This window comes from Fodinibius sp. GM21, from assembly GCF_058386955.1.
Window position 1 is genome coordinate 373600 of the sequence record NZ_JBYEIQ010000003.1, and the last position, 17870, is coordinate 391469.

Sequence of the window (17870 nt, forward strand, 5' to 3'; positions counted from 1 at the left end):
CATTTATAACTATACTTCTATCAAGAACACAATTTGTCTATGAGTACTTTTAAAAACAAACACATTTTAATAACGGGCGGCGCCGGTGGCATTGGGTTTCTCATGGGTAGAGAAGCTTTGGAGTGTAATGCCAAAAAACTAATAATCTGGGATGTCAGCGAGGAGAATATTTCGAATTGCTACGATGCTCTTTCTATTTATTCTCAGCGCGTGTTTATGTATAACGTTGATATCTCTGATCCTGACCAAGTTTATCAGACCGCCAAACAAGTGCTTAAAGATCATCAACACATCGATATTCTGATTAATAATGCCGGCACGGTAGTGGGTGGGGATTTTAGGGCACACAGTCGTGAAGAAATCGAACGCCTTATTAAAATTAACCTGCTGGGCACCATGCACACCACGCGAGCTTTTTTAGATACAATAATTGATCGTGGAGAAGGACATATTGTGAATATTGCTTCGGCAGCCGGACGCATGGCCAATCCCAAAATGTCGGTTTATGCCGGCAGTAAATGGGGAGTTATCGGCTGGTCGGAATCACTGCGATTAGAGCTTGAATCCCATCCGAATATTAATATTACTACGGTTGAGCCCAGCTATATCAATACCGGGCTTTTCGAAGGTGTAAGTCCTCCCCTACTTACCCCATTATTAGATGCAGGGGATATTGCTAAAAAGATTGTGCAAGCTGTACAGAAGGATAAAATACACCTTCGAGAGCCGTTTATGGTTAAAATCCTCCCCTTTTTAAAAGGAATATTACCCACCAGGGTGTTTGATTTTGTAGCCGGACGCCTTTTCCAGGTTTATCACTCTATGGATACGTTTGAAGGACGAACATAACTCTATCATCATCCACAATGGAACAAATAGTTAAAACACAGCAGCAATTTTTTAATTCCGGAAAATCGCTGGACACTACATTCCGCAAAAAACAACTGCACAAATTAAGGGATATCTTAAAAGAACATCAGGATGAAATTTATGGAGCACTGGATGAAGACTTTCGGAAACCTCCATTCGAGTCTCATGCTACCGAACTATTTGTCCTTTATCAGGAAATCGATCACCTGCTCACAAATATCGACCGCTGGGCTAAAAACAAAAGAGTTAAAGGGTCTCTTATCAACTTCCCTTCTAAGAGCTATATCAAGCCTCAGCCCTATGGCGTAGTCCTTGTCATTGCTCCATGGAACTATCCCGTCCAGTTGGCACTTAATCCTGCTTTAGGGGCTATTGCAGCCGGCAACACTGCTATTCTCAAACCTTCTGAACACGCACCCAATACGTCCGGCCTTCTTACCTCACTAATCAACAACAACTTTGATCCCGGCTTTTTGCATGTAGTTGAGGGAGATGCACAGACAACACAATCGCTCCTTGCTGAGCCACTGGACTATATTTTCTTTACCGGAAGCACTCATGTGGGTAAGATCATTATGAAATCGGCCGCTGAACAATTGACCCCTCTTACTCTTGAGCTGGGTGGGAAATCGCCTGCCATCGTTGATGAATCTGCTGATTTATCTCTTGCAGCCAAGCGTATTGCCTGGGGTAAGTTTATTAATGCCGGACAAACCTGTGTGAGCCCCGATTACGTATATGTTCATACATCTATGCATGCACAACTCTGTCGCCTCATTCAGAAAGAAATTCGTTCCTTTTATGGGGATGATCCAAGCCAAAGTAATGATTTTGCACGGATCATAAACGACAAGCATTTTAATAGACTTGCCAACCTCATTACACCCGGAAAGGTCTTCCACGGGGGAAGCACGAATTCTGAAACCCGCTATATAGAACCTACCATTCTAACGGGGATTACCTGGGATGATGCTGTGATGCAGGAAGAAATTTTTGGGCCCATTCTTCCGATATTACCATTTGATGATTTGGATAAAATCATTTCAACACTTCAAAATAAATCAAAACCACTGGCGCTTTACCTTTTCTCGACCAATGACAAAAATAAGAAAAAAGTAATACGCAACCTTCAATTTGGCGGCGGCTGCATTAATGATACCGTTGCGCACCTTGGAAATTCGGAGCTACCCTTTGGTGGCATAGGCAACAGCGGTTTTGGGCTGTATCATGGTAAAACGAGTTTTGATACGTTTACTCATCCCAAAAGCATTATGGAGAAAAGTAATTGGCTAGATATTCCACTGCGATATCCGCCCTACAAGGGAAAACTCAAATGGTTAAAAAAGCTTACTAAATTCTTATGAGCACGTTTAAAGCACTGGTTGTTGAGGAAAAGCCGGATAATTCATTTCAGCGTTCTGTAAGAAACTGGCCTGTCAGCAATTTGCCTGATTACGAGGTGTTAGTACAAGTTCGCTATTCTTCACTAAACTATAAAGATGCACTTTCGGCAACAGGCAATAAGGGCGTTACAAAAGAATACCCGCATATTCCGGGAATTGATGCCGCCGGAATTGTTGCTGAAAGCACCAGTCCAGAATTTTCAGCAGGCGATAAGGTAATCGTCACTGGTTACGACCTTGGACAAAATACCTCGGGCGGTTTCGGTCAATATATTCGCGTGCCTTCAAACTGGATTGTTCCTCTTCCACAAAATCTATCACTGCGGGAAAGTATGATCATGGGCACTGCTGGATTTACAGCTGCTATAGGGGTCCACCATCTTCGACATAATAATATCAATCCCGAGAGTGGCACTATTCTGGTGACCGGAGCTACCGGTGGCGTGGGCGTCATGGCAATTGCCATTCTATCTAGGTTAGGTTACAAAATAACAGCCGCAACCGGGAAGATAAATCAAAAAGAATTTTTAACTGATACCGGTGCTGTTTCTGTCATTCATAGGGATGAAGTACAGGATGAATCTTCGCGACCACTGTTGAGCAGCAAGTGGGCCGGAGCTATTGATACGGTTGGCGGTATCATGTTGGACACCACGTTGCGAGAAACGAAGCATAATGGTACCGTTGCCTGCTGCGGCAATGTACTGGGGCATGAACTCCATACCAATGTTTATCCCTTTATACTACGTGGGGTACATTTAGTTGGTATGGATAGCAGAAACTGCAAAATGGAATTGCGAAAAAACCTCTGGGAATACTTGACCAGTACATGGAAACCGAAAAATATTGAGCGGTTGGCCAGAGAGTGCTCATTAGAAGAATTGGATAATGAAATCGAAAAGATTTTAAAAGGAAATCAGGTAGGCAGGGTCCTTGTAAATCTTACTGATTAAGCAGATTTCAATATCTGACTATTTCCCGAATTTGCGTTGTGGGCATTCATGGCAGAATATAGTGGTTCCTTTAAATCACCGCCAGTAACTGGCTTCGTCAAAAAATCGGTAAAACCTGTTTTCTTGGCCCGTTCCAACGAATAGCGATCACCGCTACCGGACAGATAAATAACCGGCACATCTGATTTTTCACGAATTGCTTCCATCGCTTCAATACCGTCCATATCCCCCTTTAGAGAAATATCCATCACGATGATATCGGGATTAAGCTCTTCTTGCTTTTCAATTGCTTCCGTCCCTTTTGTGACTTTACCTATAACTTCAAAACCCAATCGCTTAATAAGTCGCTCTTCTACCATCGAAAGCAACATATCATCCTCAACGATGAGTACCTTACCCTTTTGATTGTTTTCCATATTAATTTACCGCCTGAAGAACTTAGAAAGCTCTAACGAACATTAATTTTTCTTAATATAATTTACTTAAAAATTTTTACTGTTCCAAGTACTCTACTTCTAAAATTAACTGACACTAATCTTAGGTTATGAGCTGCTCTCTTAATACAACCCACCTTCAAACTTAGATAGGATAAAAACAAAAAGCCCTGCATCCTCAATTAGTTTGGGATACAGGGCTTTGCGTGGGACCGGGCGGAATCGAACCGCCGACACCGCGATTTTCAGTCGCGTGCTCTACCTACTGAGCTACAGTCCCAACTCGAATAAGAGTTGCCAAATATAAAATCTTTTGAACTTTATACAAAGAGGATATCCCGGATTTTCTGGGCAACCTTACTCTACTTCAACATCCCGCAAACGAATCTGCAGCGTACGTCGGCCATTCCATTCATTTTCCTCCAACGAGTAGGCAATATTCAGCTGATTGTCATCACCGTTTCGGATGACCGGCAGGTATTCATGCATGTTAAATCCAATTACATCAAAAGCACCGGAGCCGTTTTGTTTAACCTTCATCTTAAGATGTCCTTTGCCCACAATTGTTGGTACGCCTACGACTTCAACATCGCGGCTGACAAAAATGGGACGGAGATTCCCCGGGCCGAAGGGCTCGAACTGGCTCAGCAATTTCCAAAAACGCATATCCACATCACTCAGATCGAGCTCACAATCAATTTTTAATTCGGGCTTGAAATCTTCATCGGACAAGCGTTTTTCGGCAATATCATTAATGCGTTGCCGAAACTCCTGGAGGTTTTCTTTGGCGATCGTCAACCCCGCAGCGTATTCATGTCCGCCAAACTGCTCGAGCAGATCCTCACATTCCTTGAAAGCCTCATAAATATTGAATCCGTCAATACTTCGCGCCGATCCCTTGATTTTGCCATCAACCGTACTCAACATTACCGCAGGTCGACCATAAGTATCCACCAGCCGCGAGGCCACAATTCCAATTACCCCCAAATGCCAATCGGGATGGTGCAGTACCATCGACGAAATTTTATCCAGGTTATAATTTTTATCAACCATGGCTTTTGCCTCCTCCATGGTTTCTGAGTCTTTATCACGGCGGGCCACATTAATACTTTCCAGCTCATGGGCCCTGGATTTTGCTTCCGCAGGCGTATCAGAAATAAGCAGCTTAACAGCTTTTGTCGCATCGCCCATACGTCCGGCAGCGTTTATTCGCGGCCCAATAGAAAACACAATATTAGACGTTGTTATAGAGCCAATGCTTAAGTTTATAAGCTCCAAAAGCGCTTTAACACCAATGCGTGGTTCTGAATTAATACGCTTAAGACCTTCACGCATCAAAATCCGGTTCTCATCCTCAATAGGTACGATATCCGAGGCAATAGAAATAGCTACCAGATCCAACAACTTAAAAGCAATACGATCAGACAATCCCAGTTTTTGTATCGTGCCCTGAATCAGCTTAAAACCAACACCCGCTCCTGAAAGCCCTTTAAAGGGGTAGTTGCAATCGCTGCGCTTGGGATCGAGTACCGCTACCGCATCGGGAATAGCATCACCAACATTATGGTGGTCACAAATAATAACATCAATACCGTGTTCTTTGGCCTGCTCTGTTTCCTCGACAGCCGTTATGCCACAATCCACCGACACAATTAGGTCGGTATTGGTATCAATGGCGTACTGTATTCCTTCCTGGTTGATTCCGTATCCCTCCTTAAAACGATGAGGAATATAAAAGTCTACCTCTACACCAAACTCTTCAAGAAAAATATATAAAATGGCCGTGGAAGTGGTCCCATCCACATCATAATCCCCATAAATAAGAATGCGCTCTCCGTTACGAATGGCCTCTGCCAATCGGGCCGTTGCCTTGTCCATATCCTTCATTAAAAAAGGATCATGGAGCTGACTCAAATCGGAACGGAAAAACGCTTCAGCTTTATCATAGGTATCAACACCCCGCAATACCAAAAGGCGGGCTATTTTGGGTGGAACCCCCAGCTGATCTTGTAAATCGGATACAGCTTCTTCGTTCTCTGGCGTAGTAAAAACCCAGCGAAAAGACATAGTTATCTGTTTTTTTCTTTTTTGTCATAAACAGCGTACCGGCGGTCAAACCTGATAGCCACACAGCCCGTCTATAAAAGGCGGGGGTCTCAATGATTATTAATTAAAATACAATATCCGGAATAAAATTCATCATGAAAACTACGCACAATCCAATTTAATTTAACAGGCGGATATAGTAATCAACCTCAAAATACTACTAAATTTGCGCCATTTTTTGTACCTTCCCATACTTTGTCTAAACCGACTATTCAGATTTCATTGTTTACATATATTCCACTGTGGTAATTTAACAAACGAGAATTTTGTGCTATTGGGGTTTTTGAAAATAACTGACTTTTTAGAACAATAGTTTTAATGATTTAAACCATATAATTATGGAATCAACAACATTAGAAAAAAACACAGCTGCTGATCTAAGCGAGGATTTCCCTCTGTTCGATAAATTGCAAAACTATGAGCACGAACAAATTGTGGTGTGCTCGGAACCTACGATGGGACTTAAAGCTATTGTAGCAGTTCACGATACAACCCTGGGTCCTGCTTTGGGCGGTGTACGAATGTGGCCCTACAATAATGAACAAGAAGCCATCCGGGATGTCCTCCGCCTTTCTCGCGGGATGACCTACAAAGCAGCTATTTCGGGTCTCAACTTAGGGGGCGGGAAAGCCGTAATTATTGGCGATCCCCGCAAAGAAAAAAGCGAAGCTTTATTTCGCGCTTTTGGTCGCTATGTTGACAGCCTAGGCGGACGCTATATTACTGCTGAAGATGTGGGTACTGATGTTCAAGCAATGGAATGGGTTCGCATGGAGACCAAATATGTAACCGGTTTACCAAAAGCAATTGGCGGCAGCGGCGACCCATCACCGGTAACCGCTTACGGCGTTTATCAAGGAATGAAAGCCTGCGCCAAAAAAGCATACGGATCTGATTCTCTGGAAGGCAAGCGGATTTCAATTCAGGGAGCCGGTCACGTCAGCTCTTACCTTGCTGAATTCCTGGAAAAAGAGGGCGCGGAATTATTTATTTGTGATATTTATGAGGATAAAGTAAATGCTCTTGCCCAGAAAGTTGGTGCTGAAGTTGTTGATCCCGATGATATTTATGGGTTGGATGTTGACATCTTTAGTCCCTGTGCTCTTGGCGGTATTATTAACGATGATACCATGGATCAGTTCAATTGCGATATTATTGCCGGTGCAGCAAATAACGTACTTGATAAGGAAGATAAACATGGGCAAATGTTGTTGGATAAAGGCATCTTATATGCTCCGGATTATGTGATCAATGCCGGCGGACTTATCAACGTTGCCAGCGAGCTGGAAGGATACAACGAGGAGCGAGCTCACGGGCAGGCAGAAAAAATTTATGATACCATTCTGGATATCCTGAATTATTCTGAAGAAAACGACACCCCAACCTTTACTGCCTCAAATATCCTTGCCGAACAGCGTATGGACAACGTAGGAAAAATCCACAATATATATACTTCTCAGAGTAGCTTTACAGGCCACATTGGTGATCTTTACAAACATGCCAACCTGTAGAAGCAATATTTAAAATCTTATATTAAGGCGGCTCAAATTTTTGGGCCGCCTTTTTTGTTATACCTTGATCAATCAGGTAAAAATTTAGACGGTTATGATTTCAAAAGAAGATTTTGTTACGAAAGATCGCCTTATTAAAGGCATCGCAAAAGACGGAACCCTTAAAATATCGGTCGTTAAAACTACGGATGTAGTTAAAGCAGCTCGAAAAAAACATGGTCTATCTCTGCTAAATACTGTTTTGCTCGGTCGGGCTCTTACCGGTACCATGCTTATGGCATCAGAATTAAAAGGAGAAGAACGAATTAAAATGCGAGTAGAAGGCCAAGGCCCTGTAAAACTGCTCGTTGCCGAAGCCAATCGCGTGGGGGAAGTACGCGGTTATGTTCAAAATCCCCAAGCGGAAATTAATTATGATGGCGATACCAATATTAGTGATGGTTTAGGGGTAGGCGTAATGACCGTGAGCAAAACGCTGTACAACGAAGCAGAACCCCGGAATAGCAGCATTGAGCTCATCAACGGTAATATCACAGATGACCTGGCCTATTATATGGTACAATCAGAACAGATACCCTCGGCTATTTTGCTGGATGTCGGAATTGACAAGAACGGTGAAGTCACTGAAGCAGGTGGATTAATGATTCAACGCATGCCGGATGCTCCAGAGGGAGTCATCGATCAATTACAGGAAAAAATGCTTCATTTTGACTCTATCAGCCAGATGCTTGGCAATGACCTCTATATAGATGACATCATGGAAAAAGCGATGGATCCCATCAAGGTAAAAGAGCTTGATCGCCAGCCGGTCGACTTTTTCTGCCGTTGTACGCGCAAACGCTTCAAAGATGCCCTCGCTATGCTTGGATACGAAGATCTGAAGGAAATTAGTGACGAGGGGCAAGAACTCGTATGCCACTATTGCAATGAGCACTATAATATCAGAAAAGACGAAATCGAAGAATTGCTAATGGAAACCAAGGCAAAAATGAACTGATAAGGTAGCAGAGGTACGGAATGTCTGATCGCAAACATGTAGTCATTGTCGGAGGTGGTTTTGGGGGCATTTCCCTTGCAAAAAAGCTTAAAAAAGCTGATGTCGATATCACTATTATCGATAAGAATAACCATCACCTTTTCCAGCCGTTGCTTTACCAGGTTGCTACCGCTGCTCTTTCACCGGGAGACATTGCCGTTCCCATTCGAGCCATTTTAGGAGAACGCAAAGGATTAAAAGTATTACTCGGTAACGTTACCGAGGTTAATAAAAAAGATAAGTTCGTTTTCTTAGAAAATGGCAGGCAAATCAACTTTGATTACCTTGTGCTGGCGCCGGGAGCTCAATACAATTACTTCGGCAATGATGACTGGAAGCAGCATGCTCCCGGACTCAAATCGGTGGGTGATGCCCTGCAAATTCGCGAACGCATTCTACTATCCCTCGAAAAGGCCGAACAGCTTGAAGACCCCAAACTACGCGAACCCTACCTGACCTTTGTAGTTATTGGCGGTGGACCAACGGGCGTTGAGATGGCCGGAGCTATCGCGGAAATTGCCAAACGCAACATGATGCGCGACTACAATACCTTTAGCAAAAATGAAACCCGCATTTTTCTGGTCGAAGCCGCTCCCAAAATTCTAAATGGCTATCCTGATTCGCTATCCGAACGTGCCCGTGAATCGCTTGAAGATATGGGCGTACGCGTTCTATTAAATACTCCGGTAACTGATATCGGCCACCATGAAGTTTCATTTTCAGAAGGAACTATCAATACTCCCAATATTATTTGGGCAGCCGGCGTTGCAGCATCGCCTTTGCTATCATCTCTTGAAACTGAGCAAGATCGTACCGGACGTGTCATAGTGAATGATGATCTTTCTATTCCCGGGCATTCGAATATTTTTGTTATTGGCGATGCGGCTCATAAAAAAGATAAAAATGACAATCCGCTTCCGGCTCTGGCTCCCGTTGCGATACAACAAGGGGAATTTCTCGGCACCATGATCCGGGATGAAATTAATGGCGAAGACCGGCAGGCATTCCATTATGTAGACAAAGGCACTATGGCAACAATTGGTCGTGCCAAAGCTGTTGCCGATATTAGGGGGTTTAAATTTAGCGGCTTTTTTGCATGGATATTATGGTCAGTCGTACACATATTCTTTTTGATTGGCTTTCGTAATCGCTTTCGCGTATTTGTTGAGTGGATGTGGCACTACTTTACATTCAAGCGCGGCGTACGGCTGATCACGGATCGGTTCAGCAAAGATGAAGACCCCGAAGAAAAGCCGACTCCCAGTAAATAAACAATTATCACAGATTTTTGATATGAATATTCGGATCCCGCTACTCCTTTCACTCCTTATCTCTCTTCCATTATGTCTGCATGCCCAAGATCAAAATCTCAGAGAGTATGGTATTGAAATTGGAGTTTTAGAGCCAGGTACACAAAATGCGATCACTGATGTGCAGGGAGTCACCGTGGGACACCAAACGATTATTAAAGGAAGTAATATTCGTACCGGAGTAACGGCCGTCCTTCCTCATGCCGGGAACATTTTTCAAGAAAAAGTGCCGGCAGCCGTTTACGTTGGGAATGGATTTGGCAAGCTGGCGGGCGCTACGCAGATCGAGGAACTTGGCAACCTGGAAACACCTGTCATTTTAACTAATACATTGAGCGTGCCAACAGCGGCTGATGCTTTAATCGATCACACATTTAGCTTTTCAGAAAATGATAACGTCCACTCCGTAAATCCTGTTGTGGGTGAAACAAACGACGGCCATTTAAATGATATCCGCGGGCGACATGTGTCCAAAGAAGATGTGCGCACTGCTATTAGAAATGCGAAGTCTGGGAATATTGATCAGGGCAATGTGGGCGCCGGCACCGGTACCATTGCCTTTGGGTTTAAAGGCGGAATTGGCACCTCTTCCCGACGGCTTCCAAGAGATCTGGGAGAATACTCGGTAGGAGTGTTAGTACAATCCAATTTTGGAGGTGTACTGCAGATTGCGGGCGTACCTGTGGGAAAAGAACTCAACAAATACTACTTGAGTGATAAATTAAATGAAACACCTGAAGGCTCCTGCATGATTATCGTTGCCACTGATGCTCCGCTCGATGCACGCAATTTAAAACGGTTGGCCAAACGAGCAATGCTTGGCTTGGGTAAAACAGGCGGGGTTACATCTAATGGTAGTGGAGACTATGTAATCGCCTTCTCAACAGCTGAATCCGTCCGCATTTCCTATCGCTCAGATCAAGATTTTAAACAGCAGAATGTACTTCGTAATAGCGCAATGTCTCCACTCTTTATGGCCGTTAATGAAGCTACCGAGGAGGCGATTATCAACTCACTCTTTCATGCCGAAACAATGACCGGAAGAAATGGACATACCGTTGAGGAACTACCTATAGACAAAGTGTTAGAAATTATGGGAAAGTATGGAAGAGATGGGCAATAGATCCTGAACCAGATTCAGGGTGACACAAAAAACTTGCCCATTATAATAAATCAGGTGGCAAAAGAAGATCCACAGCCGCAAGTTTCGCTGGCATTGGGATTATCAAAAGTAAACCCCCGGGCATCAAGCCCATCCGGATAGTCCACAGAAATACCTTTTAGATACATCATGTGCTTCGGATCAACGATGATTTTAACTCCCTGACTAATAATCACTTCGTCTTCCTCAGACTCATAATCAAAGCCAAGCTTATAACTCAATCCCGAACAACCACCGCCCTCTACGGCCACTCGCAGACAGAGATCATCGGCCAGGTTTTCATCTTCCCGAATATGACGTACCTGATCAGCGGCACGCTCGGTAAGCTGCACGGCCGGGCCACTGAACTCAACATCCGTGGACGCCTGCATCTCTTCCAATGGAGAGGTACCGTTCTGCTCGGTACTCTCGTCTTCATCATCGTCAACGAGGTCAGCGATGACACTATCTAAATTGTCTTCCGGTTCTGCAGGCATTATAGTAATACTTAAGATTAACCTTCACTTTTCTGTGAATATGTAAAATAATCCGTGTTATCCTTGCGGGTCAAATTTAAAATTTCAGCCGCAACCAAATTCACCAATACTGCCGAAGCTCGTTCTCGGGGAATGTTCACAATCTGTGCAAATTTCTTAACGGTTATTTCACCATATTCATTCAAGTAACGAAACAGTTTTTGCTCATCGGGGCCATATTCAAAAGTTATTCCTTCATCCGAATTTCGTTTTTTTATAATCTCAATAAGTTCCTTACTGGCCACCTTATTCTGGTCCTTTTCACGCATAAATACGACCTGCTCATCATCACCTTTTACATATACAGGTTTGTCAACAACTTCCGGCACTTTAATTACCAGAAGATCGCGGTCACCAAAGTGGACAATCTCAATTTTGATATCCACAGCAGGCTCACACAACTTTTTGGCAGCTTTATCAAGTAAAAATTCTTCTTCCTGATATCCCATCACGCCCACGAGCGACTTGTCATCATCCACACCGATAAGCAGGGTGCCCCCTTTGGTGTTGGCAAAAGCGGCAATTTCTCGTGCAATTTTATAGGCTGATGGGATCGTTCGTTTAAATTCCAAGTACATTCCTTCACCCGTCTGAGCAAGATTCTTCACATCGAGGTAATCCATCTCAGAAAGTGAGGCCGTACTGTGATTTTGAGAATACATAGCCACTCAATCTTTTTTAGTACAAACGAAGATAAGAACAAAATATTAAGTTCAAATGAACTTTCAGCACTTATACATTCTACCCTTTTGTACTTTAAATCACAATTTCCTCTTTGGGATTCCGTGTCATCAGATCATAAAGCATATCCTTGGGATCCTCCTGCTCAAATAGCACACGATATATGGCTCCGGTAATCGGCATTTCAATGCCAAGCTTATTGCTCCAATCATAAACTGAGCGCGTTGTCTTTACTCCCTCAGCTACCATATTCATTTTTGATATAACTTCATCCAGACTCTTTCCCTGGCCAATATTATATCCTACAAAACGATTACGGCTGTGTTCACTGGTACACGTTACTATCAAATCGCCCATACCAGCCAACCCGGAAAAGGTATCCTGCGATGCCCCCAGCTGCATTCCCAGGCGTTTCATTTCATGCAATCCACGCGTCATAAGCGCTGCTTTGGCATTATCTCCAAGCTCGGCTCCATCAACAATGCCAGCGGCAATAGCCATGATATTTTTTACCGCTCCACCAATTTCAACGCCAATAATATCGTAATTGAGATATACCCGAAACATCGGCGTCAAAAAGGTTTCCTGTATAATCTGCGTAGTGCGCTTGGAATTAGCACTGGCAACTACCGTTGTCGGCTTAAACTTACTGACCTCTTCTGCGTGACTTGGTCCCGACAACACCCCGATATGATCGTCAACAATAGTGCCTTCAAGTACTTCGCTCAGTACTTGGGACATGGTCATGAAAGTATCATTTTCAATCCCCTTGGCAACGCTTACCACCATTTCCTCACCGTTGAGATGGGGCTTGATATTTCCCGCCACTTCGCGCATGGCATGTGATGGTGTTGCAAATACAACCATCTCCGGATCATCAAAACACTCTTCGGGATCAGTTGAGCATTCTATGGAATCAGGCAAAGTTACATCAGAAATATAAGAAGGGTTGCGATGTCTTTTATTAATACTGTACGCTATTTCCTTTTCCCGAGCCCAAAGCTGTACTTTATTGCCGGCACGTGCTAATACAATAGATAGCGCCGTTCCAAAACTGCCTGCGCCAATAATAGTTATTTTTTTCACAATAATTAGCTACCCGATTTTGGTTTCTCTTCTTTGTTGAGCCAACCTACTGCAGGTTTAAACGAACTGATTTTATTTTCCGTCCCATTTATCAGACGAATAATATTTCCTTTGTGTTTGATAATAATTGCCAAACCTATAATGCCGGCAAAAATGAGAATACTTCCATCAATATCCCAGCCGTAACCATATCTAAGAACCACAAGCACCAATGGATAAACAAAGGCGGCTACCAGTGATGCTAGTGATACAAATCGGCTTGTGAGCAGTACAATCAAGAAAAATCCAGCTGCAATTGCTACCGATACCGGCTCAATACCACAAAGCATGCCGGCAGCTGTAGCCATGCCTTTTCCACCGTCAAAGTTGGCATAAAGTGGAAACATGTGTCCCACTACTGCCGCGATACCACAGGTGATACTCAAAAAGGGATCCAAACTCCAGAATTCGAACATACTTACCGGCCCGGATCCGATATGATAAGCCAGCTGGCTAATCCAATACGAGCTGGCAAACCCTTTAAAGAAATCAATTGCCAATACCGCAACGCCCGGCTGCCATCCCAATAATCGAAAGGTGTTGGTAGCTCCGGCATTCCCACTGCCGTGATTGCGAATATCAACTCCCTTGACAATTTTTCCCACCCATATTGATGAGGGAATGGATCCCACCAGATAACTCAACAATAAAACAATTCCAAGTGCAATCATATTTTTCGATTAAATGAGAAATGCCTACCGGTTGAAATATAAAAGATCAAAAGATAATCTCGAGGCTAATCTTTCAACAAAACTAAAAAATCTTATACATGCTTCTCAGCGTGATAAGAAGAGCGAACCAACGGACCGCTTTCAACATGCTCGATACCCAATTCTTCTCCAATCTCTTTATACTCTGCAAACTGGTCGGGATGCACCCACTCTTCCACCGGCTGATGCATTTTTGTAGGCTGCATATACTGGCCAATGGTCAACACATCCACCTCATTGTCTACGCAGTCTTTCATCAGTTCGATAACCTGTTCACGTTTTTCGCCAAAACCAACCATAATGCCCGTTTTGGTCCGCAGCCCCTGATCTTTACAGCGCTGCAACAACTCAAGCGAACGCTCATACTTAGCCTGTGGCCGTATAGTACGATACAGATCAGGCACGGTTTCTAGGTTGTGGCTCAACACATCCGGAGGAGTATCAATTACAATTTGCAAGGCTTCCCAGACACCCCGGAAATCAGGAATCAGAGATTCGATCGTAACTCCATCTATCGCTTCGCGCAGCTGTTTATGACATTCGGCAAAAATGGGCGCACCGCCATCTTCACGCTCATCACGATTGACCGATGTTAATACTACGTGTTTCAGATCCATTTCTTTGGCCGCTTCAGTAACGCGCCGCGGCTCATCCCAATCCAAGCCTTGCACCGGCCGACCTGTTTTAACCGCACAAAATGAACATGACCGTGTACAAACGTCACCCAAAATCATAAAAGTAGCCGTTCCGTTGCCCCAGCATTCCCCCATATTAGGGCAGCGGGCCTCTGAGCAAACAGTGTTTAGAGACTTATTGCGTACGGTCTCTGAAACCTCTTTAAACTTTTCGCCGGATGGCAACTTTACGCGCAGCCAATCCGGGCGGCGCTGTGTGGTTTCGTTACGGTCTACGACATTGAGTTCTTTAATCATGAAACTAAAATCAAAAAGATTATTGCGATGCTGCTTTTTTATCAGATTTCGTAAGATACGAAAATTGATCGTCCAGTTCAGGCAGTGAATCCACTTTTGCTATAGATACGTCAAACACTTCCTGGAAATGCGTAAGAAGATGTTCTTTAACCTGTAATTCATCCACTTGATGTCCTAACAACTCTTCGAGGCTGGTTACTTCTTTATCAGTTATACCACATGGCACGATGTGATTAAAATAGCTTAGATCAACATTAACGTTAAAAGCAAAGCCGTGCATAGTAACCCATCGGCTGCAACGAATGCCCATAGCACATATTTTCTGATTGCCCACCCAAACCCCTGTTAATCCATCAATGCGTCCGGCTTCAATGTCATATTCGGAGCAGGTTCTGATAATAACCTCTTCGAGGTAGCGCAAATATTTATGCATATCAGTAAAATGGCGGTCGAGATCCAGGATCGGATAGCCCACAATTTGTCCGGGTCCGTGATAGGTAATATCGCCACCGCGATCAATTTCAATAAATTCGGCATCAATATTGGCCAGCTCGGACATTCCCTTCAGAAGATGATTCTCATCCCCACTTTTGCCCAACGTATACACATGGGGATGTTCGACAAAAAGGAGCACATCATTACTTTCATCGCCCGGCTTATAGAGCTTTTGTTCTTTTCGACGGGCTAATTTTTCATCGACCAAACGCTGCTGTATGGCGGTCTGCAGATCCCATACCGGACGGTAGGGAGCATGACCCAAATCAAATAATTCTACCGTGTTCATAACGCTATGAAGATACAAAAGGTGAAGAGCAATAACTACTGAAGGAACCTCTCACCCACAAAAAAAGTATCAATCCCTGGGGATTTGATCTTCATACTTTTCGAGCTTGTTATGAAGCGTTTTTCGCGTAAACCCAAGTATTTTAGCTGCCTCGGTCTTGTTATTATCCACAGATTGCAGGGTACGTACAATAACATGTTGTTCTATTTCACCCAAGCTGATACCTACAGGAATTTGCATTATTTCATCTGAAGAGTTTCTAAAATTCGCAGGATGAATCTCATTCCCCTTGTGAAGTCTGGGCGGTAGCATTTCCAGCCCTATCTTCTCGTCCTCACACAAAACCATGCATCGCTCTACCACATTCTTAAGCTCACGGACGTTTCCCGGCCAGTCATACCTCATAAAAGCTTCCATACAGTCTTCAGAAAACTCTATGTTCTTTAAGTGATATAATTCCATAAAGCTTTCTTTGTAATAATTTACCAACAATGGGATATCCTCTTTGCGGTGTCGCAACGGTGGGATATATAATTCGATAACATTTATTCTATAGAACAAATCCTCTCTGAAACTCCCTGATTTAACCTGATCAATTAACACTTTATTTGTTGCTGAAATCAGAGAAATATCTACCTGTATTTCTTCGCTCCCTCCCACCCTGCGAAACGAACCAAGTTCAACAACCCGCAGTAATTTCACCTGCATGGAATGAGGCATCTCACCAATTTCATCTAAAAATAGTGTTCCTCCGTCGGCCAGTTCAAAGCATCCTTTCTTTTGGGTATGGGCTCCGGTAAATGCTCCTTTTTCGTGACCGAAAAGCTCACTTTCAACAAGATCAGCAGGAATAGCCCCACAGTTAACAGCTACCATAGGTTTAGCTTGGCGGGAACTAAAATAATGATACAACTGAGCAATAACTTCTTTGCCTGTCCCATTCTCTCCATTAACTAATAAAACATTACATCCTCTTTCAGCTATATGCTTGACTTTGTTGACCAAATCTATCATGACATCATTTTGTGTCAACAATACGGGCTTTTTAATAAAAGTTGTCTGCTCCATTTTTTTCAGTTTGTGATTAAAAAATCACTAAGTCTAAACCTGCCTGATGTCTAATATTCTGGGCAGTACCTGATTCTTTATTACTACAAGTTTTCAAATAACGAGACAAAAAAAATGTGAGGCTTTTACACCCCACATCTTCATGTTCGATTACCCGAACATTGGCTCTCTCTTACAACTGCTTTGCCTTTCCATTCATTTTCTGTTAAGAACCTATTGATATCAGTAAATAAATCAGCTAACATTTTATGCTATTTTTTTGTACTAATTATTCTTACAAACTACTCCTGTCACGTATTGTATTCCTACTAAACCAATAGGTATTCGGATCTCTCCTTTTAAATGGAAACTTCAGATAAAATTAATAGCAGAGATAGGCTGGCTGTACCTCTGCTATTTGAAAGGGTGGAGATGAAAGGGGCAAAACACCGGGCTAAGTACTTCCTAATACTTATTCCTGGAAAATTGCCTCAAATATTTAATCCTTAAATCAAGTATGGTTATTACAAAAAACAAACTCATTCAATGAGATCGTTTTCAATAGCATAACGGGTCATTTCTACATTCGAGCTTATATTCATTTTCTCTTTTATTCGCGTCCGGTAAGTATGAATAGTCTGGGGACTCAGCGATAGTTCTTCAGCAATGTCATTTACATCTTTGCCCGAAGCAATCATGCACAATACTTCAAACTCTCGATCCGATAGATTCTCATGAAGGGCCTCCTCTTTACTTGCATTCACTTGGGAGGCTAATTGTTCGGCTACTTTCGGCGTGATATACTTTCGTTTTTCCGTGACAATCTTACGAATAGCTTCTATTAATTCATCTGAAATGCTTGTTTTCGTCAAATACCCATAGGCCCCGGCCTTTAACGCACGAATGGCAAACCGCTCTGCAGAATGGATACTTAAAACGAGAACCGGCAGCTTAGGGTACAAATTATTAAGCTGCTTTAGCAATTCAAGCCCGCTTTTGCCCGGCATTGTAATATCCAACACTAAAATATTCGGTGTTTTTTCTTCCAGGATGCCTAACAACTCCTTACCATCCTCCGCCTCTCCGATTATTTCCAAGTCCATCTCCCCATTGACCACCTTTTTAATCCCCTCCCGAATAAAGGGATGATCATCCGCAATAACTATTTTAATCATTTCTTTCACCACCATGTTTAGAGTACAGACTATATCTGAATAACTCTTCCTATTTCAAGATAGTGATTTCCACAATAGTACAAATACATTTATTTCAAAAATTTAATAGCTGGTAC

The 17870-nt window shown here is 43.1% G+C and carries 17 protein-coding genes and 1 tRNA gene; 7 read left to right on the top strand and 11 right to left on the bottom strand.

The window, feature by feature from the left end; translation table 11 throughout:
* The first annotated feature begins 39 nt into the window (after positions 1-39).
* The 3 genes from ACT3IB_RS08875 to ACT3IB_RS08885 are packed head-to-tail and all read left to right on the top strand — an operon-like array spanning position 40 to position 3226.
* Positions 40-849 (top strand): SDR family oxidoreductase, encoded by an 810-nt coding sequence (locus ACT3IB_RS08875; protein WP_491538647.1) that lies wholly within the window; start codon positions 40-42, stop codon positions 847-849.
* A gap of 17 nt (positions 850-866) precedes the next feature.
* Complete coding sequence (locus ACT3IB_RS08880; protein WP_491538648.1) at positions 867-2234, top strand: aldehyde dehydrogenase; 1368 nt, start codon at positions 867-869, stop codon at positions 2232-2234.
* Entirely contained in the window at positions 2231-3226 is a 996-nt protein-coding gene (locus ACT3IB_RS08885; RefSeq protein ID WP_491538649.1) for a YhdH/YhfP family quinone oxidoreductase, read from the top strand. The genes ACT3IB_RS08880 and ACT3IB_RS08885 overlap by 4 nt, the downstream gene beginning before the upstream one ends.
* Here the strand turns inward: ACT3IB_RS08885 and ACT3IB_RS08890 are convergent.
* From ACT3IB_RS08890 to recJ, 3 genes are all read right to left on the bottom strand, one after another.
* Positions 3223-3642 carry a response regulator gene (locus ACT3IB_RS08890; protein ID WP_491538650.1) on the bottom strand — a complete coding sequence of 140 codons (420 nt, stop codon included), beginning with the start codon at positions 3640-3642 and terminating at the stop codon, positions 3223-3225. The genes ACT3IB_RS08885 and ACT3IB_RS08890 overlap by 4 nt on opposite strands.
* Before the next feature lie 225 nt (positions 3643-3867).
* Positions 3868-3940, bottom strand: a tRNA-Phe gene (locus ACT3IB_RS08895).
* A 77-nt stretch (positions 3941-4017) separates the two neighbouring features.
* Entirely contained in the window at positions 4018-5727 is a 1710-nt protein-coding gene (gene recJ / locus ACT3IB_RS08900) for a single-stranded-DNA-specific exonuclease RecJ (RefSeq protein WP_491538651.1), read from the bottom strand.
* A 377-nt stretch (positions 5728-6104) separates the two neighbouring features.
* Between recJ and ACT3IB_RS08905 the strand changes: the two genes are divergently transcribed.
* The 4 genes from ACT3IB_RS08905 (at position 6105) to ACT3IB_RS08920 (ending at position 10746) form a co-directional block, all read left to right on the top strand.
* The gene (locus ACT3IB_RS08905) at positions 6105-7277 is read left to right on the top strand and encodes a Glu/Leu/Phe/Val dehydrogenase dimerization domain-containing protein (RefSeq protein ID WP_491538652.1); all 1173 of its coding nucleotides are present in this window, start codon (positions 6105-6107) and stop codon (positions 7275-7277) included.
* A gap of 94 nt (positions 7278-7371) precedes the next feature.
* Positions 7372-8274 carry an Hsp33 family molecular chaperone HslO gene (gene hslO, locus ACT3IB_RS08910; RefSeq protein WP_491538653.1) on the top strand — a complete coding sequence of 301 codons (903 nt, stop codon included), beginning with the start codon at positions 7372-7374 and terminating at the stop codon, positions 8272-8274.
* A gap of 20 nt (positions 8275-8294) precedes the next feature.
* The gene (locus ACT3IB_RS08915; RefSeq protein ID WP_491538654.1) at positions 8295-9584 is read left to right on the top strand and encodes an NAD(P)/FAD-dependent oxidoreductase; all 1290 of its coding nucleotides are present in this window, start codon (positions 8295-8297) and stop codon (positions 9582-9584) included.
* A gap of 22 nt (positions 9585-9606) precedes the next feature.
* Positions 9607-10746, top strand: coding sequence for a DmpA family aminopeptidase (locus ACT3IB_RS08920; RefSeq protein ID WP_491538655.1), 1140 nt, complete (start codon positions 9607-9609; stop codon positions 10744-10746).
* Positions 10747-10796: 50 nt separating this feature from the next.
* Here ACT3IB_RS08920 and ACT3IB_RS08925 read toward each other — a convergent pair whose 3' ends face one another.
* The 8 genes from ACT3IB_RS08925 to ACT3IB_RS08960 all read right to left on the bottom strand — a co-directional run bounded on the left by ACT3IB_RS08925 (position 10797) and on the right by ACT3IB_RS08960 (position 17754).
* Positions 10797-11261 (bottom strand): HesB/IscA family protein, encoded by a 465-nt coding sequence (locus ACT3IB_RS08925; protein ID WP_491538656.1) that lies wholly within the window; start codon positions 11259-11261, stop codon positions 10797-10799.
* A gap of 17 nt (positions 11262-11278) precedes the next feature.
* Complete coding sequence (locus ACT3IB_RS08930) at positions 11279-11962, bottom strand: AlbA family DNA-binding domain-containing protein (RefSeq protein ID WP_491538657.1); 684 nt, start codon at positions 11960-11962, stop codon at positions 11279-11281.
* Positions 11963-12056: 94 nt separating this feature from the next.
* Positions 12057-13067, bottom strand: a complete 1011-nt coding sequence (locus ACT3IB_RS08935; protein WP_491538658.1) for an NAD(P)H-dependent glycerol-3-phosphate dehydrogenase — start codon at positions 13065-13067, stop codon at positions 12057-12059.
* 5 nt (positions 13068-13072) lie between these two features.
* Positions 13073-13777, bottom strand: a complete 705-nt coding sequence (gene plsY, locus ACT3IB_RS08940; RefSeq protein ID WP_491538659.1) for a glycerol-3-phosphate 1-O-acyltransferase PlsY — start codon at positions 13775-13777, stop codon at positions 13073-13075.
* Between the two features lie 92 nt (positions 13778-13869).
* Positions 13870-14748 (bottom strand): lipoyl synthase, encoded by an 879-nt coding sequence (gene lipA, locus ACT3IB_RS08945; RefSeq protein ID WP_491538660.1) that lies wholly within the window; start codon positions 14746-14748, stop codon positions 13870-13872.
* Between the two features lie 19 nt (positions 14749-14767).
* Positions 14768-15532, bottom strand: a complete 765-nt coding sequence (gene lipB, locus ACT3IB_RS08950) for a lipoyl(octanoyl) transferase LipB (RefSeq protein WP_491538661.1) — start codon at positions 15530-15532, stop codon at positions 14768-14770.
* A 69-nt stretch (positions 15533-15601) separates the two neighbouring features.
* Positions 15602-16600, bottom strand: coding sequence for a sigma-54 interaction domain-containing protein (locus tag ACT3IB_RS08955; RefSeq protein ID WP_491538662.1), 999 nt, complete (start codon positions 16598-16600; stop codon positions 15602-15604).
* 518 nt (positions 16601-17118) lie between these two features.
* Entirely contained in the window at positions 17119-17754 is a 636-nt protein-coding gene (locus ACT3IB_RS08960; RefSeq protein ID WP_491538663.1) for a response regulator, read from the bottom strand.
* Positions 17755-17870: the final 116 nt, after the last annotated feature.